This is a genomic window from Carboxylicivirga sp. (assembly GCF_982718395.1).
Genome location: NZ_CEXQWX010000099.1, coordinates 1 through 23100, shown reverse-complemented (window position 1 = coordinate 23100; position 23100 = coordinate 1). Strand labels below are relative to the sequence as shown.

General features: G+C 39.4%; 13 protein-coding genes. All 13 read right to left on the bottom strand.

Going from position 1 to position 23100, the window contains the following annotated elements:
* Positions 1–523, bottom strand: a 523-nt coding sequence (locus AC4MRQ_RS16750; RefSeq protein ID WP_491198851.1) for a sialate O-acetylesterase, incomplete at its 3' end; no start/stop codon positions are given.
* A gap of 249 nt (positions 524–772) precedes the next feature.
* Complete coding sequence (locus AC4MRQ_RS16745) at positions 773–3178, bottom strand: right-handed parallel beta-helix repeat-containing protein (RefSeq protein ID WP_491198850.1); 2406 nt, start codon at positions 3176–3178, stop codon at positions 773–775.
* Between the two features lie 124 nt (positions 3179–3302).
* On the bottom strand, positions 3303–4703 hold the full coding sequence (locus AC4MRQ_RS16740) for a sialate O-acetylesterase (protein WP_491198849.1): 1401 nt from the start codon (positions 4701–4703) through the stop codon (positions 3303–3305).
* A gap of 11 nt (positions 4704–4714) precedes the next feature.
* Positions 4715–6052: a sulfatase family protein gene (locus tag AC4MRQ_RS16735; protein WP_491198848.1), complete on the bottom strand. Its 1338-nt coding sequence runs from the start codon at positions 6050–6052 to the stop codon at positions 4715–4717.
* A 66-nt stretch (positions 6053–6118) separates the two neighbouring features.
* The gene (locus tag AC4MRQ_RS16730; protein ID WP_491198847.1) at positions 6119–7735 is read right to left on the bottom strand and encodes a beta-N-acetylhexosaminidase; all 1617 of its coding nucleotides are present in this window, start codon (positions 7733–7735) and stop codon (positions 6119–6121) included.
* 16 nt (positions 7736–7751) lie between these two features.
* The gene (locus AC4MRQ_RS16725) at positions 7752–9128 is read right to left on the bottom strand and encodes a sulfatase-like hydrolase/transferase (protein ID WP_491198846.1); all 1377 of its coding nucleotides are present in this window, start codon (positions 9126–9128) and stop codon (positions 7752–7754) included.
* A 177-nt stretch (positions 9129–9305) separates the two neighbouring features.
* Entirely contained in the window at positions 9306–10823 is a 1518-nt protein-coding gene (locus AC4MRQ_RS16720; protein WP_491198845.1) for an alpha-L-fucosidase, read from the bottom strand.
* A gap of 131 nt (positions 10824–10954) precedes the next feature.
* The gene (locus AC4MRQ_RS16715; protein WP_491198844.1) at positions 10955–12460 is read right to left on the bottom strand and encodes a sulfatase family protein; all 1506 of its coding nucleotides are present in this window, start codon (positions 12458–12460) and stop codon (positions 10955–10957) included.
* Between the two features lie 181 nt (positions 12461–12641).
* Positions 12642–14213 (bottom strand): sulfatase, encoded by a 1572-nt coding sequence (locus AC4MRQ_RS16710; protein ID WP_491198843.1) that lies wholly within the window; start codon positions 14211–14213, stop codon positions 12642–12644.
* Positions 14214–14295: 82 nt separating this feature from the next.
* On the bottom strand, positions 14296–16140 hold the full coding sequence (locus tag AC4MRQ_RS16705; RefSeq protein WP_491198842.1) for an alpha-L-fucosidase: 1845 nt from the start codon (positions 16138–16140) through the stop codon (positions 14296–14298).
* Positions 16141–16146: 6 nt separating this feature from the next.
* Positions 16147–18231, bottom strand: a complete 2085-nt coding sequence (locus AC4MRQ_RS16700) for an alpha-L-fucosidase (protein WP_491198841.1) — start codon at positions 18229–18231, stop codon at positions 16147–16149.
* A gap of 332 nt (positions 18232–18563) precedes the next feature.
* On the bottom strand, positions 18564–22499 hold the full coding sequence (locus AC4MRQ_RS16695; protein WP_491198840.1) for a hybrid sensor histidine kinase/response regulator transcription factor: 3936 nt from the start codon (positions 22497–22499) through the stop codon (positions 18564–18566).
* A gap of 194 nt (positions 22500–22693) precedes the next feature.
* Positions 22694–23100: hypothetical protein (locus tag AC4MRQ_RS16690; protein ID WP_491198839.1), on the bottom strand; the 407-nt coding region annotated here is incomplete at its 5' end.

Sequence of the window (23100 nt, the reverse complement as noted above, 5' to 3'; positions counted from 1 at the left end):
CACGTGCATCGGCTTCTCCTTGTTGCCAGGTCATGGCCTTAATGTTTGGCTGATAACCCATTTCACGCAGTTGTTTTAATCCATTTTCAACGGTTTGAACAAACTTCTTGTACTCTTCTCCCTGCTGATGACTATCATCATTGTTATCTCCCGGATTCCATTGACTGTAGAGATTTGAACCCGATAATGCATGCTTGATTATGGCCAGCGGGCGATCAGGAAATAAACGTTTGTATTCTGTGCCAAGACTTAACTCGGCTCCAAACTTATCCTTTGTACCGGATGCATTGGAAAGTGGAATCCATGTCTCGGCCTCTCCCTGCCCTTGCAACCACTGAGAATAATAGAACAATACTGATTCGCCGGGTTTAAAATCCTTTGGGATATTCTTTAAATAGCCCTGCCCGGTTGCATTGGATTGCCCACCCATTAGGATTATATCAATTGCTTTTGTTTGTGCATAAAGATTTCCTGCACAGAAGAGCAATAATGTAATGAGTAGTTTTTGCTTGATATAGTTCATTTCTGGTTTCTATTCATGTGACTTAAACACCTCATCCCAACCTTTCCGCTCTGGCGGAATAAATCCTCCTCAAGGCGAAGGAGACGTTCCAAAAGCAGCATTTTTAAACACATTTCACTTTACCGTATTGTTTTTACTCTTCCACTCCTCACAGGAGAGGACTGAGGTGAGGTATTATGATGCTATTATACTGACTCGGAGCGCGACTATTAGCAAGTTGGTTATAGTCGCACCCCGAGTAATCGGTAATCAATACTTAAACTTTAACTTTTTATGCTTTTGGTTGTGCATCACCGTTATTTCAAGTTCCTCGCCTTTATGTATTTTCAGCTCGTGCATTAATTGATTAAAGTTATTCATATCGTGACCTCCACACTTAAGAATAACATCACCGGTTTGGAAACCGTAATCGGCCCATACTGATTGCTCTAGCACTTCGAGCAAGGCAATACCTGCAATGGAAGAAAGACCAGCTGCCGACTGCTCACCCAATGTTTCAATATTCTTCAATTTAGCGCCTTTTAACTCATGAACCTGACCTGTTGAGGACTTATTAGCATCGACAATATTAGGTACTTCAGGTGTTTTTGCCAGCTTACGCAGTTTGGGTGATACAACACCAAACTGATCCATCGGGAAGTTTTTAAAACTGATGTCAAAGGCCGGGGAACCTTCTTTTACCTGGTAATTCATAGACGCTGCATCGACAAAAAGTGGATCACCGACAATCGAATTCGCATCGCATTCGTTCTGAGCAAACTTTAAGCAATCGTTCTCATGGGTGGCAAACAGGTTATAATCCAAAACATCTCCCCACTTATCATCCACTTTTAATGCCCTGTTCATTGCTGCCGGACGGTAAGCGCCAAACACAATGTTGTGCTTAAAAATATCGCCACTTTCAGGATACCAAACATGCGGATGCAGACTATTATTAATTATCACATTATTGGTTGCGGTACGGAAGTAACCTTCGCGCATTTTCAGGCCACCATTCAATAGTACATTGTTGTAGATTTCATACCAGGTTGATCCATCGTCTAAATCAATATCCCAACCATGGTCGCATCGCCACCGGCTATTACGGATAATATTCTTCTCCAGCATATCGTATTTAGGCAAGTCTGGCACTTTCTTCACCTCTTTATCGGTTTTACGAATGTCTGGTGTCCAGAAACGATCGCGTCCCCATGAGTTAAAGCTACCATGATCACCTGTTTCCAATACAGTGTTGAATATATCACTATTTTCGATGATATGACCTCCAAAAGTTCCTTCACTGATATTGATACCTGCCCTTGGCACATCATAAATAGAGCAGTGGTTCACCCTGATTTTATGTGACATGGAGATCTGAACCGGCGACGTTTGTTTCTCATCACGACCGGTCATGGTGATCAAACAGTCCTCAACCAAACAGTCTGAAGGGTAATTATCGCCTTTAGGTCCTTTTGTTCGATCCATGTTTTTAAAGTCCTGACGTCCATAGCGAAACAGCGGGCTACGTACCATTTCTGGATCACCAACAAAGGCCACTCCATTCGCGCCTGAATGATGGATATAACAACTCTTCACGGTAATTCGACGGTTATAGTTATTAACAAAGATGCTGTTACCACCAACCTGATCAAACTCGCAATTGGTAATGCTACAATCTTCGGCACCATTAAAAACCACAGCACCGCCACGATAAGTTGTCCAGTCACTGCGCAGTAATTGCTCTTTGTTCTCCATAAAACTGCGGGCAGCATGGCGAAATACAAAACCATCGAAGTTGATAAATCTTATGGGTGCTTCTTTGCTTCCGTTTAACTCAACCAAGTGTTTTAAGCGGACAATTTCGATTTGTGCATCTTTTATGTTCTCACCCTCATTGGGGTAGTAATACAATGTTTTACCTGCTTTATTATAGAACCACTCACCAGGAACATCCAGTTCCTCAAAAACATTCTCTACCATACGGTAACGTGGATGCATAGGCGATGGACGATTGTTCTGCCATCCTCCTTCCAAATCAAGTGAGCCGTCTTCTTTTTTACCTTTCACCACCCAGTGCATATCGCCCCATAATGCCAGGTGCATCGCATGAACATAGGCTCCTTTAGGATTGTTCCAGCTGGCAATTCGTTCTTTAGTCAATGGATCATTTGCCTCGTCAGGTTCTCTTGTATGGATTAAATCCCAGGCGTCGAATACGTTTTTACCTTCTACGGCATTCGGGAATCGTGCCATTCGCTGACGTGTTCCATTGACATATAACTGATCAATGTTAACATTCTCCTGGACAGACGCCATATAGATACCATCTTTGTACGGTTCCCACTTAAGATCTAATAACTGTCCTCCACTTAACACAGCTTTTCCTTCATTAAGGGCTTTAATCTGAAAAGGTGCATTATCGGTTCCTGAGTTTTGGGCCGATAGTTTTAATGTTTGTGGTAAATAGTAAACACCATCGTTGACATAAATAGTCACGGCGCTTTCACCAGCTTCTGCAGAGGCTAGTTCACAGGCTTTTTCAAGTGTTTTTACCGGATTAGCGCTATTGCCAATAGCAGCATCATCTCCGTTGGTTGATATATAGATATCAACTTTTTTCTGACATGCAACTACGGTTAAACTAACCAGAACAAATAAGAATAAGATTTTCTTCATAGACTGTTTCATATGTATAATTCGTTAGCAATCAATGTTGTCCAAAATAGATTGGGCTGTCCGCCCAAACCCGATTTACTTTACTTTTCTTGATAAAAGGAAGTAAGCAAATAAAATTAAGGCACTATTGATCAGTAATTTTAATTTCCCAATCATCTGTTCGGAAAGCAGAGGCAGGAAGTCCTTCCTTATTAAATAAATTAGGTTCAGCAATATTATCCCAGGCAAAGCGTACGGCAACAGGTTGCTTTACTTGCTTGCTGCTAACGATAACTTTATTGCCAGAGATTTTAGCTTTCGCTTTTACAAATTGTTGATCGGCGCCAGCAATCTCAAAATGCGTTAATTTTTTACCTTTCATCATCAAGCCTGATTCTGCATAATCGAATGAAATGATGGCCTTATTCTTCTTAGTTTCCATTTGTTTATAAAGTGGTCCACTATAGGCAATACCTGAATGATTATATGTTTTTACCAATGCCCAGTTACCCAAACGCTTTCCCACATCTTGCTTGTTCCCCGGGTGAATATCATTGATATTACCTATGTCGCTAACAACCACCATGCCCACGTTATCATGTTTTATGGCTTTTAGTTGTGCTTCTCTTAATAATACTCCGGCATCCTTTTCTTTGTATTTAAATGGAGCTATTTGTACATAATAAAAAGGAAAGTTATAACCCCAGTTATCCCGCCAATTATCAATCAGACTAGTAAATAACTTGGTATAAGTTGAAGCTGAATTTCGATTTGATTCCCCTTGGTACCATATTGTTCCTGCTATGGTAAAAGGGATTAAAGGTGCTATCATCGAATTAAACATATAAGCAGGTTCATAGCTTTTCCAGTCGTTTGGTGTGTGACATGTTAACGCCTGCTTCAATTCCGGATCTTCATTAACCACTTTTTCTTCGACCCAGACCTCGGCATTGGTACCTCCCCAACTGGAGTTTATTATACCAATGGGCACATCCAGATTTTTATGCAGATGGCGAGCAAAAAAGTAAGCCACAGCACTAAATTCTTTAACCGACTCGGGTGCACACTCTTCCCATTCAGCAGGTACATCAAACTGCCTGGTAGCCGACTGTACCTGAGGTACATTAAACAAGCGAATATTTGGATAATCAGCTAAGCTCACCTCCTCTTTGGCATTATCAAAACCATGCACAGAACTCCACTGCATATTAGATTGACCTGAAGCGAGCCATACCTCACCCAACATCACATTTGACAGAAGCAATTCTTTATGCCCCTTAATTTTTACTTTGTATGGTCCTCCAGCTTTTGTTGTAGGTAAATTCACTTTCCATTTCCCACGAAATGCCTTTGTTTTTACAGGTACATTGTTCCAATCGCCTGTTACGGTTATCTCTTCGTTGGTTTTAGTAGTCCATCCCCAAAGGGTCACTGTATCGTTTTGTTGCAACACCATATTATCTGCAATAACGGATGGTGTCCAGATTTTAGCTTCAGTACCCGTATATATTAATACGAGAGTACAAATAAGTAACAGTTTTCTCATAGCTTTATGGTTTATATGGTGCCAACAGGCCTTATGCCCTCAGTAATTTTTGTATCCAATCTGTTCATTAATTGCATAAGCCGGTCAAAACGTCCGGGCTCTTTGCTTTTTAAATCATACTTTTCTGATATGTCTTCTTCTACATTATAGAGGAAAAACTCTTTGCCATCCGAAATCAATTTATACTGTCCCACTCTTACACCTGCCAGTTTTCCTTGCTTTGTATAATAAACAAATGGCATATCAGCTATATTACCTGTTCCAATAAGTAAATTGGAAATATCTCTGCCATCAATGGTATTAACAGGTAAATTGGCGCCACATATGCTGGCAATGGTTGGTAACAAATCCATTGCTGTCACCACGTCAGTAATTTGTTGTCGTTCATCAATCTGTCCCGGCCACCAGAAAATAGCCGGTTCACGGACACCGCCTTCCCACGTTGTTCCTTTTGCTCCTCTTAATGGTCCTGATGAGCCTCCTTCTGTTTTATACACTTTCCAGGGTCCGTTATCAGAGGTAAATACCACTAATGTATTTTCGTCCAGGTTAAGTTCTCTTAATTGATCAAGAACTTGTCCTACGCCCCAGTCTAATTCGGATATAACATCTCCATACAAACCTCTTGGAGACGTTCCCCTAAATTTCCTGGATGCATATAGTGGAATATGCGGCATGGGATAAGCGAGATACAAAAAGAAATTATTGTCCTGATTCTCTTTGATGAAAGCCAAAGATTTATTCGTTAATTCTCTTGTAACAACCGATTGATCAGGGTCCACATGTAAGGTATCTTTTTGTGATAACCATGGCAAGTGGTAAGGATATTTGCTCCTCTGATTCATAATCAACTGCTCCTTACGACTCATATCGTTACTATATGGAAAACCATAAAACACATCAAATCCCTGGTTAAGCGGCATAAATTGAGGATGATGCCCCAAATGCCATTTCCCAATGCATGCCGTTTTATAGCTTTCTTCTTTTAATAACTCAGCAATAGTTGCTTCATCCGGGTTGAGTCCTGTTTCTGAATGTGGATATAAAACCCCTTTATGCAAACCAACTCTTTTTGGATAGCAGCCTGTTAACAAGGCAGCTCGTGAAGGCGTACAAACCGGTGAGCCAACATAAAACTGGGTGAGTTTGGCTCCTTCGTAAGCCATCTGATCCAGATTTGGTGTATGGATGGTTGGGTTTCCATAACAACTTAAGTCACCGTATCCTAAATCATCGGCAAAGATGATAATGACATTTGGTTTACTTCCATTATTCTTTTTACTGAATACATTACTAACAGTTAATAGGCAGATAACTGCCATTAAAAACTGTTTGCTTATCCTGTTCATGTTATTGAATATTAAATTGTTTTGTTTTTCAACTAAAATCAACAGCTACTAACCGTTAATTACTAATTACTTATCATGCCGACGATAGGCAACATGCATCTCATGAAAACGCTGATAATGTTTCTCTAATTTACTCTTAAACTCTGAATAATCTTTGTCCTCTTTGTTTGTCCAGGTCAATTCAGCCAATGCACATAAACGCGGATACGTCATATACTCAAAATGCGCTGGTGAATTAATGTAATTTGACCACATGTTGGCCTGTGCCCCTACTATATATTGTTTCTCATCTTCACTCAACTGATCTGGAACAGGATCGTATTTATAAACACGTTCAAGAGGCAATACATTACCAAATGCTACGTATGGTTCATTGTCTCGTTCCTTTGCTTGTACATAGTCAAGATACAAATCCTGATTTGGAGTCATCACTACTTTATGCTTCATCCTGGCAGCTTTGATTCCTCCTTTTTCACCACGCCAGCTCATTACCATGGCATTTGGCGCTAATCCACCGTCTAAAATCTCATCCCAACCTATAATTGTCTTACCTCGTTGATTGGCTAATTTCTCTACTCGTTTAATAAAATAACTCTGAAGCTGGTCATAGTCTTCCAGGTGTTCTTCCTTCATTCGTTTACTACAATGCTCACATTGTTTCCAGCCATCTTTATTTACCTCATCACCACCTATGTGTACAATCTGTGAAGGAAACAGTTCAAACACTTCTAAAAGGACATCTTCAATAAATTTAAACGTAAATTCTTTACCCGGACAAAATACATTTGACATGCCGCCAACTTTTAACTCTCTCACTTTAGCCGGTTCGCCTGTACATGATAACTCAGGATAGGCTGCAATGGCTGCAATGGAATGAGCAGGCACATCAATTTCAGGAACAATCGTTATATGACGTTCTGCTGCATAGGCTACAATCTCTTTTATTTGTTCTTGTGTATAGAAACCATTATCCGGTGTTTTATCCTCATAATCAACCTTACCTCTTTGGCGAATAATCGTTTGTTCCCTGTGAGATCCAATTTTTGTTAAATCAGGATATTTCATCACTTGCATGCGCCACCCCTGATAATCGGTTAAATGCCATTGAAAGGTGTTCAGCTTATACAATGCCATAATGTCCAAATGCTTTTTGATACGATCTACCGACGGAAAAAACCGCAAGCAATCCAACATGTAACCCCGCCATTTAAAACGAGGAGAATCTTTTATCTCAACACAAGGCACTGACATCACAATATCCGGCACAGGATAATAACCAGCCACTTCAACAGGTAACATTTGTTTAATGGACTGAACAGCATAAAAAGCTCCGGCTGCATCTGCTGCCTCAATAATAATCCTGTTCTCTGAAATATTTAGTTTATATCCCTCGCTACCTATTTCATCAATCAGATCTGGATTATATTTAAAAATTACATTAGCCGACTTTGCTTTCTTTGAGAATGCAAGTGTATAACCAGATGATGTTTTAAACATATCTGCCAGTATCTGGGCTTCATCTTTAAATTCTTTGGATGCTGAAATAAATGTTGATTCATTAAAAGTAAACTTACCATATCCTTCTTTCAGGTAAGATGGTTTTGGTATGATATGAATGTTCGCAAATGATGTATTAACGATGAGCAACAAAAATAAAGCGTATCCTGTGAGTGTTTTTTTCATAGATTACAATTTTCAATTAATCAGCTGACAAAAAATCACCTTTCTCTATCTGCCTTTTCTTTAGTACTTCTTTTAATTCAGCAATGCTCTCTGCATATTCCGGATTATTAATTTCATTAATGATTTCCAGTGGATCGTTCTTAATATCTATAAACAGGTATTCGTCGGTGCCTTTTATTTGTCCATGCCAATTGGAGCGATAGTGTCTGATTAATTTAAAATCTTTGGTAGAAACACTTCTCTTCAGATTAGATAAAGATCCAAACATGTATTTATGAATAATTGTATTATCTCCATTTAAGGCTGACACAAAACTTTTCGACTCTACAGTTGAAGGAATATCTATACCTGTCATGGCACATATAGTCGGGAACAAGTCGTGTAAATAAACACGAACATCAGATTTATAGTTGTTACGTATGCCTGGCCCTTTCATTACAAGTGGTACTTTTAAACTATGATCATAAAAACTGAATTTACCCAATAGTCCATGGTGACCAATAGCTAAGCCATTGTCGGAGGTGTAGATAACTATAGTATTCTCTTCCAGTTGATTTTGTTTTATTGCATCCAGAATTCGTCCAATCTGCTCATCCATATGACTTACCATACCATAATAATCAGCTATCTCTTTTCTAACGTCATCCACCTTTCTTGGATAAAGAAGAAGCACTTCATCCCTGATTTCATCGTATCCATCTACAAAATTATATTGCGACATGAAGTTAGCAGGTAAAGGCACTTCATTTGGTTTATACATGTTGGCATACTTACCAGGAGGAGTTCGTGGGTCATGCGGAGCCGTAAAAGCTACTGTAGCAAAAAATGGTTTATCATGAGGCTCATTTAGGAAATCGATCATAGCATCAGCAAAAATCTCAGAGCTAAAACCTTTTGTTTCTTTACCGTTTTCTTTGATGGTCATGTTATGATCTCCCATGCCTTGCTGAAAAATCAGAGATGTATTCTCGATACCCCATTCCTTAGGTTTTCCATGGGCATTAAATTTACCGGTCCAGAACGTATTATAACCAGCTTCCTTCATCACCTGCGGCCAGCGCTTTAAGCTTTTATTGGCTCCTTGTGTATAACTAGGGTAGAATGTTCCATGGGTCAATGATCCGCAACCAGTTAACAGGGCAGCCCGGCTTGGTGCACACGTTGGAGTTTCGGTGAAAGTTTCAATCATCGAAGTTCCTTCATGAACCAATTTATCAATATTAGGAGTTTTTATATACGGATTACCCAATGCGTTAATTGCTGATGCCTGGTGATCATCTGAAAAGATTAACAGAATATTGGGTTGACTTACTTTTTTATCCCTTTCGGGTTGGTTTTGAACACATCCATATGTGCTCATTATTATTGCAATAAGTATAAGTATTCGACTCATCGTTTTTATAAGTTTAATTTGAATACCCAGGCATAATCACATGACAGATCATTTGCATGTAGCCTCGTGAGTTTTATTGTTATCCTGCGATTTAACTGGCATTAACACATATAACACCATAAATGCTGTAAGACAAATCCTTGATATTGAAGAATATTTCATGCTAAGTAGAATTACTTATTTCACCTTTGATATTTTAATCACATAAGCATAATCAGGCAGATCCCAGTTAGGATCATAATCAGGCATTTGAACCTCTATTCCATTTCCTTTCTTTTTGTAAGATAAATTCCCTTTTAAACCCAGAATGCTCACTTTTGCTCCCGGTGCAGTTGTTATGTCTTTTATAAGCATCTTTTTACCCGGCCATTTAGGTAGAATAGCATATACAGTCTCGCCTTTAGAGGTAAAAAAAGCTTCTTTAACCGCTTTACCCGGCAATGGATCAACCGTTTGTTGAAGTATATAGTTACCACCAACATACGACTTTCCCTCTTTAGGATTGTAGTGAGTATCTCCCTTTGACCACTGGCAGTGCCTTGCCCACTTGCGTGTTCCATAAATGGCTTCTCCATTTACATCGAGCCACGAACCGATCTGCAGCAAACGCTCCTGCATAATAACAGGAATTTTACCATCAGCAGAAGGTCCAACATTCAGCAATAGGTTACCTCCCATACTAACCAAATCGCACAACATTAAAACCAAAGCTTTAGGAGATGTATAATCTTCTATGTTTTCGTCCCGGTTGTATCCAAATGAGAAGCCCATGCCCCGGTTTTCTTCCCAAGGACGATCACCTTCCATACCTTCTACCTCGTATTCAGTGGTACGATAACCACCATGCTTGTGACGACAGCCTTTAAACCAACGGTCGTTAATTAGTACATAATCTTTACAAGGTGATTCATTGAATAACCATGTTAACAATTCTCCACTCTTCCAATAATCATCGCGTCTTTCCCACTCACCATCGGCAAATAACATATCCGGTGCATATTTATTAACCAAATCCTTAAACTGGGGATGATAATGATCTTTCACAAACTTCTCACCTGCTGCATTATACCATGGGTGATACCATTCGTAAAGGCTATAATACAAACCTGCTTTCAAACCGGCACCTCGCATAGCATCCATATATGGTCCCACCAAGTCACGCTTTGGGCCTATATCACCCGCATTCCATTTAAAATGTCTTGCATTCTGTGCTTGTTTATTGGGCCACAGAGTAAACCCATCATGATGTTTTGATGTTAGTACCACATACTTTGCACCTGCTTTTTTAAACAAGTCCGCCCACTCTTCCGGGTCATACAACTCCGCCTTAAACATTTTACCGAAATCATAATAACTGGATTCATCACCATACGTTTGCTTTTGGAACTCAGGTATTGCTTTATGATCCGGATTGTTATTACCAAAGATGCGACCGCTTTGAAGCCATTTCTGGTACCATTCGGTATAAGTACCGGCTGGCGACCAGGATGGCACTGCATAGGGCCCCCAGTGAATAAAAATTCCAAACTTAGCATCGGAGTACCATTCTGGTATGGGCCGTGCATCAATGGCCTTCCACAGCTCACTGGCATTATCCTTCTCTATTTTAACATCCCAATCTTTTTTGGTGTTATCCTGAGCTTTAAGTGTAAAAGATAAAATCCCGAATGTTAGTATAATTATATATTTTTTCATGAAATCTTTAATTAGTCAGATTATTTATTTAGCATCAAACGAAAAGCCTTTAAATACAAGTGTTTTCCATTATGATTCCTTTCTTTTAATTCGCTCAACCAATATGCTTATCTCCAAACTAAGCGAACACATTATCTCCTGGTCATTTCAGATTCTTTGTATTTCTTCAATAACTCCCTCATTTTCTTCACTCTTTCTGGATATTTCTCAAATAAATTATTGTGTTGTGAGGGATCCTCTTTGAGATTGTATAACAGGCCCGGATTTGTCTTTTGATATGTTTCATATTTTGCTTTCTCACTATACCATTTGGGCATTTTGGTGTGTTCGCCTGAATAAGAATCAATCAGCACCCAATCGCCAACACGTATAGCATAACGATCCGGCCATGTATTCTGTACCGTTGCTTCGCGGAAAGTAGTTTTTAGCTTCCTTCCTTTTAACAGAGGCATCAGGTTATAACTATCAACTGCCTCCTGATCGCTTAACTCATATCCTACAATGGCAGATATGGTGGAAGCTATATCGATTTGACTAATCACCTGATTGCATTTCGTTGCAGGTTTTATTTTTCCCGGCCATTTAACTACAAAAGGTACCCGGTGTCCACCTTCCCATGTATCGCGCTTCAGACCTCTTAACTCCCCCATACTTCTGTGGTTAAAATTGCGTACCCGATCATAGGCATATAGTTCCGGTCCGTTATCTGACGAGAAGATTATTAAGGTATTTTCTTCTAATCCGGCTTTTTCAAGTGCCTTAACAACGCGACCAACTACGTCATCTGTTTGAACTACGAAGTCACCATAGGCACCTGCATTTGATTTACCAACAAACTCTTTATTTGGAATAATTGGTGCATGCGGACACGGCAAGGCAAAATACAAAAAGAACGGTTGCCCCTTACTTTGTTTACCGATATATTCCTCTGCTTTCTTTGTTAAGGCAGGAAGCACGTCATATGGATTCCAGTCTTTTACCATTGGACCCGGTCTGAATTCCCAATGTCCTTCAGGAACATCTTTCCCGCTTAAATCTAAATCAACAGTTGGTGCTTCAACAAAGCGATCATTTTCAACGAAGGCATAAGGTGGGAAATTAATGGTTCCATCCCCAAAATAATAATCAAAACCTTGAGCCAAAGGTCCATCTTTAATAGCCTGATCAGTAACCAACTGTTCTGGTGAACAAGTACGACCATATTTCAATTGCTCAGGTTCTGAGCTAAATTCCCAATCCCAACCTAAATGCCATTTACCTACACACGCTGTTGAATATCCTTTCTCTTTTAACATGCGTGGAATCGTAAACTCATCTTTCTTAAATACCGAAGGTCCAAATGCCCACACAATGTCGTGCATACGCCTCCAATGATACTGCCCGGTTAGAAGTGCAAAACGTGATGGAGAACAAATACCTGATGAACTATGAGCATCGGTAAATGCCATTCCTTCATTTGCCAATTTATCAATATTAGGCGTTTGCAATTTAGCTTCCTTATTCTGATAGGATACATCGCCATACCCCATATCATCAGCATAAATGATAACAATATTAGGATGTTTTTTATTTTTAGAAACTGCTAAAGCATTGTATGTAAACATCAATATTGCAGCTATTACCACAAAATATTTCATGTTATAGTTTTATTGGTACAAATACCATGTATGATTCATCTTCTTTCTTTACCGCCAGACATAGCGTTTTTGGCACATTATTTTCCCGGTATACAAATGGCCGTTCCATTCTGTCCGGCTTAATAAAACTTCCATCCGCTTTTGGTATCAATTTCTGATGAACTTCCAGGAAACTACTTATTTAGTAGTTATACTGATGTTCTTTCGGATTATTCAAGCTCTCATCGGGATATGGAACAAGCTTATTTGTTTCAGTACTCGTTGGCCTTTGGGCTTTTACTTCCCTCAAATAATCGCTTAATTCTTCTGCCAGTTCCTTGGCCAGCTCTTGTTCTTTGAGCAATAAGTTTTCCTTTTCTCCTATGTCATTTTCGATATTAAACAGTTCAAAACCAGAATCGGTATAGTAGTAAATAAGCTTCCAATCACCCTTGCGAATTGCACTGTAGGTATCAATACCGGGCCCGTGTGGCCCCCAGTTATTTGGATAATGCCAGAATAATGAACGTGGTTTCTTGCTTCCCTTTTTACCCTTTAACTGTTTTGTAAAACTTATACCATCAATGTACTGACATTCTCCTTTTAAAGGTTTTACATCAGTCATCTCTAAAATGGTCGGATAAAAATCTTCAATAATAAGATAGTCATCACACGCAGTTTTGGCTTTAACAGTTCCGGGCCATTTCACAATCATAGGCTCACGAATTCCTCCTTCGTGAATTGATCCTTTACCACTTGATAAAGGCCAGTTGTGAGTATGTGGCTTACCCCCGCGTGCATGAGCACTTAAGCCGCCATTATCAGACATGAAAATTATAATGGTATTATCACCCAAGCCTTGTTCATCGATATAGTCCATTATATCGCCCAGGCTCTTATCCATTCCTTCTACCAAAGATGCATACTTGGCTTCAACGGGTTCCAAACCTGCATCCAGATACTTTTGTTCAAAACGTTTATCGCCCATTATTGGTGCATGAACGGCATAATGTGCCATATATAAAAAGAATGGTTTTTCGGCTTTAACAGATTTATCTACCGCCTTAATCGCCTCCCTGGTCAAAGCTTCGGTCAGGAATATATCTTTTCCATGATACTCCTCCAGCCCGGGAATATCCCAAACAGATGGTTTCTTCTTTGCAAAATTCTCTAATCCATAATATGTTGCCGGCCCTCCTGCTGCATGACCTGCAATATTAACTGTAAAGCCAATATTCACAGGATCTTCAGCTTTCGTACCAATCGCTCCAAAATGAGCCTTACCACAATGAATGGTCGTATAACCATTTTCCTGTAATACTTTAGGTAACGGCTGGGGCGTATAAACAGCGTTATTTAGTTCTTTGTTAACCCCTATCCCATTCATATTCCACTGTGGCATCTTTAAACCCTTTGGAGGATTTACCATCATTTTGTCTTTACGAAGTGTCCAGTTGGTCACCCGATGCCGGGCTGCATTCATCCCGGTCATCAAACTAACTCGTGTTGGAGAACAAACTGCACAGGCATAGGCCTGGGTAAATTTCATACCTTCATCGGCCAGACGCTCCATGCTTGGCGTATTGTATCGCTTATTAAAGTGCGTTTCCTTTTCCCAGAAAGGTACTGATGTATCCTGCCACCCCATATCATCAACAAGAAATAATACAATATTGGGTTTTGTTTGATCTTGCTTCTTAGATTCGGCCCACAAGTCACCCTTTAATGCCCAAATTAATAGGACGATTAATGCTAATTGTTTAATATTTTTCATTCCTGGATTATTAATAACATCGGTTTAGTACTTTCTTAAAATTATCTGCGGTAATATAATACACAACAACAGACTATTTAATCTATTTGCCAAATATTTCAATCTGGTTTAAGTGCAGTACTGTTGGCTTTTTACTATCAATGCCAATCTTAAGGTATCTGAACTTTTTACCTGAAATGGTTGCTCCCATACTATTGGTCATAAACGGGATATCCCATTCTTCTTGTATCGATTTGGCGGACCAATATTTATCCCACTTTTGTCCATCATTCGATATCCAAACAGTAAGGTTTTTCGCGTTGTGATGAGCATGTAATTTTCGATTATGAATTTGCACGCCATGCACCTCTTTAACTGCTCCTAAATCAATTTTTATGAATGGACGAACTTCTTTGTTGGTAATAAAAGCATAATCCTTAATTGCCATATCACCAAACAAAAGTTTTTCCTCCGATTTATCAGATAACTTATCATCCCGCGAGCTTAGCTCATATTTCAGACCTTTTGAGATTTTAGCTGCTCCCTGTATTTCATAATCACTGACAACTTTTTTGGTAGGTGACATTTGAACTGTTTCTTTAAATTTCAGCTCGATTACCTTTACGGGTCCCGGATAATTAATACCACTTAAGGAGAAGACTAACAGATCGTCTTTCGTTGAGAATGATACATCAGTTTTCGTTTTGAATATTTTTGCTGATACTATTTCCTGTTCCAGCTTAGGTAAGTAAATTTCTTTTGCGTCCGGATCGGTAATCATGATCCATGCCTTTTTTCCTTTACGGGTACTAACACCTTGCTTAAATGGATAAAAAGGGCCTCCGCGTGTTCCGTAAATCACTTCACCATGTTCTTTTAACCATAGCCCAAGTTCGTCCATCAAGGCAATTTGTTCAGCTTCGAAACTGCCATCCGGGCGAGGTCCGAGATTAATCATATAATTCCCGTTATTACCTACAACATTGACCATATCACGGATCAACTCATCAGAACTCATTAACTTCGGTTTAGGGTTGTATGACCATTGATCCTTATCAATTGTTACCCATGCCTGCCATGGATGATCCAACCAGGCAATAACATTATTACCATGTTTTACTAAGCGCTCCCTGTCCTGAAAATCACCGCAATATTTCAATCCATCCATATATAAATAATTATGGCGCCCAACACTACGGCGACCAATATCAATGCGGGAATTCAATAGTATATCTGGTTTAACTTCGTGGAATCGACGATATAAGCGTGATCCGACTTCGTGTGTATAGGTCGAATCCCATTCACCATCAAACTGAATGAATTCTAAATCATACTTATTTATCAGCTCAATACATTGGTTTTCAAAAAACTTGAAATACCGCTCCAGGTTCGGACTATCCTCTTTCTTTTCAAATAAAGGCCCGGGTCCGCCAAAGTTATATGGCGCCCAATCGGGATGGTACCAATCCAGATTTGAATAATAAGCTCCTAACATGATATTATGCTTTTTACAGGCTTTTGCCAGTTCTGCCATAATATCAACCTGATGTTTTGCGTTGGCCATGTCATAGTCTGAGTAATCTGAATACCACAAACAAAAACCGTCGTGGTGCTTGGCTGTTGGAGCCATATATTTGATGCCCCAACGCTTCATTAACCGCGCCCACTCATCAGCATCGAATTTGACTGGTGCAAACTCCTTGTAATAATTATCGTATGTCTCTTTAGGAATTTGCCGGCTTCTTGACCAGCTAATTTCCTCGCCACCTAAAGAGGATGGCCCCCAGTGAACACTTAAGCCTACTCGCAGATCCATCCATTTTTCCTGAGCTTCTTTGGGTGCCTTCAAGTCTGGATTTAAATCGCCTCCACCGCTTAATTGTGCTACTGCATTAATTGATAACAACACAAGAAGCATTGAGATGGTGCCTGCTTTAAATATCTTCATAGCTAATTATTTGGTTAAAATATCAAACTCGGCATACCCGGCTGCTACATCATTACTAATATTACTAATCGCTCTTAACTTAACATACCGCGCCTTAGCAGGTTCGAATGTTTTCTTCTGCCAAACAGGATGATTCTTAATATTTGAGAATTCACCTGATTGCTGTTTAGTCCAGCTTCTGCCGTTCATTGAGGTATAAAATTCATATTTAAAGATTATTCCCTTTGTCCAGCGACTCTGACCTGGTAAATATTGGAATCCATTTACTGATAATGTTTCACCTAAATCAACCACTAAGTCAATAGGCATTTTCTTAGCATTTTGAATCCACTCAGAGCCTGGCTTGCCATCCAGTACGGCACGGCTGCGCTTATCTTTAGTATTTATTACTTTCCACTTGGTTCTGTCAATATCAAAATCGGCTGATACAATTGAACTCCTGCGATCGCTTGTTGGATCCAATGCAATCACTTTGAGCGACACTTTCCCCTTTACCTCGAAAGGTGCTAAATATTTTGAGGATTGAGCAGTCGGTTCGGTTCCATCAGTTGTGTAATAGATATCAAGCTCTTTGTTTGCGGAATGAATGCTTACAACACCATTCTTATCACGACGAACGGTTGGACTTGTTATCAGTTGCGGTGCATTATACAATTCGATGTTTGAAATGGTTGGGCATGCTTTAGCATCATTTACAGTAAATCGGATTGCTTCAGCAGTTGTTGTTGGCAAACGCAGAATACGCTTATAACCAATCGTTGTTTCCTCTGCTATCCGTTCCCATTTGTCATCTGTTTTCACCTCAAGCGTAAATGCTTTAACCCGCTGACCTAATGCAATATATTCTTGTACCAAAAACCGGTTGAAGGTGATTGGTTTTTCAAACTCCATTTCAATGCTGGCTTTTTTTACAGCGTCATCAGTAGCCCAATAGGTATCTTTATCACCATCATTAACCTTATCAGCTCCAAACTTTCTTGAATTACCACGTGTATTTGAAACTTTAATCGCATTGGCCCTTTTCATTAAATTATCAGCCAGATCAGCTTCAATGGTTTTCTGCCATTCGATAACATTAGCTGCGTCAATTTCATGAATCAATCCACGTTCATCAACAGGGAAGTTTAATAAAGCTGTACCATTTCGTCCAACTGATTCATAGAAATAATCCATTAATCTTGGTAAGTCTTTTACTTTATGATCTTCTGATTTATGATAGAACCAACCAGGACGTATAGAGGTATTGATCTCAGCAGGCACCCAGTAATCGCCATCCTCGTGACCAGGATTAAGCTCTTTGTAGCGAGGCCAACCTGGCCATGCTTCATCGCGTCGTAATGTTGACCAGTTAGTTCTGCCACCTACACCACTTTCGTTTCCACACCATCTGATATCAGGTCCGGCGTCACTAAATATTAGTGCATTGGGCTGTAACTTGCGAACTAATTCAATGGTTGTTGGCCAATCGTAGTATGTTTTGCGATCCACCGAACGTTTCTCATCAGCACCTCCATAATAGCCGGTTCCTCCATTGGCACCATCGAACCATACTTCAAACACCTCACCGTAATTGGTTAACAAATCGGTTAATTGCTCACGGAAATATGTGATGTATTCTGGTGATCCATACAGCGCCGTGTTTCGATCCCATGGAGACAGATACACACCAAACTTCAAACCATATTTTTTACAGGCATCAGACACTTCACGCACCAAATCACCTTTACCACCGCGCCATGGTGAATTTTTTACGGAGTATTCTGTTCCTTCAAATGGCCATAGACAAAAACCATCGTGATGCTTACAGGTCAATACCACTCCTTTCATTCCGGCATCTTTGATGACTTTACACCATTGCTCAGCATCCAGTTCTTTTGGGTCAAAAGTAGATGCAGGAGAGTCTCCATACCCCCACTCCATATCGTTAAAAGTATTTAAGCCAAAATGGATAAAAGCATTTCGCTCCATTTCATTCCATTGAATTTGAGCCTCTGTTGGCACTGGTTGAACCTGAGCTGGTGGTTGAACATTATCGCAAGCTGACAATACAACTCCCATTAAAATTGTTGCTAAGAAATAGATTCGTCTCATATTATATTACAATTGTACTGTTGATTTTCGCTTATCAAGTCAATCAAAAGCTGAAACTATGATTAGTTTCAACACTTGATTGACATTAATCAATACCTACAATTTTAATTGTATTAACACCAACGAAGTGTCATAGATGTAAACAATTCTGTTCTGCTGGTAATGTGAGTGGGAAATAGAGATAGTAACGTATCAGATAAACAGTCATAATGATTAAGCAACTATAGCTGAATAGTCTCCTGTTTAAACTTAAAACAGGTTAACACTCGTCGCCTGAGTAAGATGATACGGATCGTATCTTTTATTACAGCTTGCAAATAAAGATGCGATCCTTATATGGCGATTTTCCCCTTTAAATAGTCAGATGGACTGCCACCAAATTGCTTTTTGAAACTCCTCGAAAAATGTGAGGCTGTACTAAAACCCGTTAGATCTGCTATTTCACTGATGGGATAATTTTTGGTTTTTAATAGCTTACAGGCCTCCTGCAGTCTTATTTGCATGATAAAATCACTTGGCGTAAGATTACACAGTGCTTTTAATTTGGTGTGCAGATTAACCCGACTCATATTTAGGTGATCGCTTAGCATCTGAACAGAAAAATCGGGTTGATTAATGTTTTCAACTACCAGCTTATGCGCATCATCCAGTAATTGCTGATCCAATCCACTTAATTGGCTGGTATCGATTTTTTCGGTACCGCCTTGTTTATAGCTTGATGCCAGTAATTCGCGATTCTTTAAAAGGTTCCGAATCAGGCTTTCAACATGTTCTAAATTAAAAGGTTTCGATATATAGGCATCAGCTCCAATGTCCAATCCTTTTACGATATGTTCGGATTCACCCAAGGCTGTCAGTAAGATAATTGGAATGTGCGAAATTTTAATGTCTGACTTAATCTGCCGGCAAAGCTCCCAGCCATCCATCTCGGGCATCATCACATCACTTAAAATGATTTGCGGTTGTTCCTCATATGCTTTTTCAAGAGCTTCGCGTCCATTCTCCGATTCAATCAGCAGATAATGTTGCTCAAGCCTGCTTTTTAGAAAGGCCCTCAACTCTGCATTATCTTCAACCAATAATACCTTTGTAAGGTCTTTTTCCGCTTCAGGCAGGTTGTCGATTACATGTTCCTCTATATCCACATCTTGGTGCGAACTTAATTCTTCGTAAGGTAAACTAAAAGTGAAACAGCTGCCTTTGCCCAATTCACTCTCAACTGATAGTTGTCCCTGGTGTAATTCAACAACTTCTTTGGTTAAAGCCAGACCTACTCCACTACCTTCAGCTTTGAATTCTGAATCCTCAGCCCGGTAAAATAGATCAAAAAGCTGCTGCTGATCATCTTTACTGATGCCAACACCTGAGTCGGAAACAGTAACCAGACAGCGCTGACCTTCTACCTTTAAATGCACTTTAACAGCCCCTTCTTGTGTAAATTTTATGGCGTTTGATAGCAGGTTATAAATCACCTTTTCAATCAAACTTTGATCCAGATTCATGATCAATTTGTCCTGAGCAGATTCGAATGATAATGTGATATTCTTTTGCCTGGCCCAATGTTGAAATGATTCACAACTACTTTTAATAAGGCTTACCAAATCCAGATGGGTCCTTTTAAGCTGAATGGCTCCTGACTCTATTTTTCGCAGTTCAAGCACCTGGTTAACCAACACTTTCAGTTTATTGGCATTTGAATGAATGGTTTCCAACTCTTTTGATTGTGCTCCCCGTTTGGCATATCGGCTCAACAATTCCTGAACCGGTGCAATAATTAAAGATAAAGGTGTTCTGAACTCATGCGATATATGTGTAAACAACCTCAACTTAAGCTGATTTAACTCCTCAATGCGTTCCCGCTCTTTATGCTCATAATCCAAGCGGTTTTTAAGCAATTTGCGCTCTAAGGAATAACGGTAGATTACATACAGAATGATTAAAATAATACTCAGATACAAGACATAAGCATAAATTGTCTGTGTAAAAGGGGGCTTAACAATGATGGTTACCTTGGAAGGATCGCTCCAAACCTCATCACTATTGGCAGCACGTACCATAAAGGTATAAATGCCCGGTGGCACATGACCGTAGTTGACTGTACGTCGATTCTTAAGGTTAAGCCAATCGGTATTAAAACCTTCGAGTCGGCAGGCATATTGAATCTTCTCCGGATTGGCATAATCAATACCGGTAAAACTAAAACCAAAAGATGACTGATTATAATCAATTACCAAAGTATCGTTATTGATGTGCATCCGCTCCTTTATTTTTGTAGTCACGGTATTGTTATCCCTCACCTCTTCCAGAAAAGCACCATTTAGAATCACATTGGGAGCGTTCGGATTTGTTTTAATCTGCTCCGGATAAAAATAGTCAATGCCTTTTTCTCCTCCACACAGCATTTTACCTGAATAAGAGAGAAACATGGAGTCGTCAATGTATTGATTATTGATTAAACCATCGGCATAATCAAACACTTCCAGGTTTCCATTCTCCACATTCATAGCAACCAGTCCACTGTTGGTTGTAAACCAGATATGACCGTTTTTATCCTGGGTTATTCCATGAACCACCTGACTTGACAAGGATTCGTCCTGAATAATTTTAATCTCGTGGTTATCCGGGCTAATTCGGTTTAAACCGCCACCATTGGTACCTACCCAAATATTGTCGGCCTGATCTTCGTACAAGGTATTGATCCAGCTTGATGATAATTTGAAGGGCTTATCTTTATGGGCTGCATATTGATTAACATGTTTTGTATCTGCATCAATGTGATACAATCCATAAACGGTACCAACCCATATATCATGATTTCGATCCTGCATCAGGCAAATTACACTTGCAATATTTCCTTCTGCCACCTTTTTTATTTCCTTTTGCTCTTGGTCGTATAGATATAATGCCTGCGAACCTATCCATATATTACCTGAATGATCTGTTAAAAGCGCATTGACACTAATGCCTTCAAAGAAATTATTGCCGGGTAAAGGCACATCACTCAATACACCACTGGAAGGACTATACTTCAGTAATCCTTTATTATAACTGGCCAAAAAGATATCTCCGTTCCAGTCAATTGTGATGGCATTGATAACGGTACCTTTGGCAACATACTCTTCAACTGTCATATTATGCTGGTTGATACGGCATAGTCCATCGAATGAAGCCGCCCAAAGCTGGTTATTCTTATCCTCCAGAAAATTGGAGAAATTACCATGAGGTGCATCTGGGGTCTCATTGGTGTATTTGAGGTTGTAAAACCTTTTTTGCCAGTGCGGTACTACATTCACCCCATTGTGTACTGTGCCTATCCAGACGTTATGATCCCTGTCGGCATACAGACAACGAATAGCATCAGTTGAAATGGACTGGGATGATGATTGTGAATTAATGTTTTTAATCGACAGTTTGTTATTGAACTCCACTGTATAGATGCCTTTTCCATCGGTGGATATCCACAGTTTATCATCTGAAACAACCATGGAAGTCACCACAATATCAATGTCCTCATTAAAATCACTTCCAAGGCCTTGGGCAAAATCCTTTAAACGCAATAATTCCTTTCCGTCATATACCCACACACCATTATAATCACCTATCCACAGGAGATCTTTGTATTGTGTCCAGCTCCTAACTGCAACGGATGGTACCTTTATATCTTCTACAAATTGGCGCTTTCGCGAATTGAATAGTTGTATTCCCTGATTGCCATACACCCAAAAATGTTCATCATCTTTTTTGCAAAATAGATGAGATGAACCACGATCATCAAAGCTAATATCAACCTCTTTTTGACAAGGTTTTAAACCCAGCAATCCATAATTATTGGTTGCCAGCCATTTCAAACCACCCGACTCAATAACATCATTTACATTGGTAATTTGCCTATCGCCAAAAGTTATTGATAAGGGTTCGAAACCATCATTATCTGGCAGATAACAATCAATACCAGCTCCATTTTTTACCCATATTTTGGAGTTACTGTCAACAAAAACATTTTGAATATGACCATTACGCAGGTTTCCTTTTCCCGGTGATGGATAATAATTGCGGCAGGAATATCCATCGTAACGATTCAAACCTTCACGAGTACCTATCCAGATATATCCCAGGGAATCCTGAGCAATACACCCAATTGTATTTTCAGTAAGTCCTTGTGCATAGGTTACCTCTTTAACTTTAATACCATTGGCCAACAATGTTGTTTGGGCAATTAAGTATAAAGCTAAAACACTCCTTATTACTTTATTTAAAGGAAATATCAAACCGTCGCTTCTTATTTTTCCTTTCGAAACTAGTAACTTTTCGATAGTTCACAAAATTGAGGGTAATATGTACACGATTTGTTTACCAATTATAGTAAAGAGTAAATTTGATTTTGAGTGGAATGGATGCGGTTTAAACGGGACGTCTCGCTGGGACATGCTGACAGCTCAGTATCCAATTTTATTAGTGGTGGTTATTTTAATACTTCCATTTCAACATACCCGTAAGTACAATTCTCTTGAGGTCTAAAGCTGCGATAGAATACAATTGTTGAATTAGAACTCCATTTTAATTTTTGAATTTCAAAATATGGAATGCTTTTCTCGAATATGATTTCGACCGATTCACCTTTTACTCTATATAGGCTTAAATAGCCAACTTCATCATAATAATCAAAGCTCAAGGTTAGAAAGTGGTTCCTATCTGGCGAGAATAATGGTTCCCCAGATAATGAAATGATTCTTCCATCATTTAAGCTGTAAAGGTAATCACCTGTTCCTTCCCAAAAATTGCCCTTAATATGAACCATTTTCAGTCCAGTGAGGGTTTTCACATAGTTATATTTCTTAAAAGGTTCACCTTTAGAAGTTTCATTTTCTA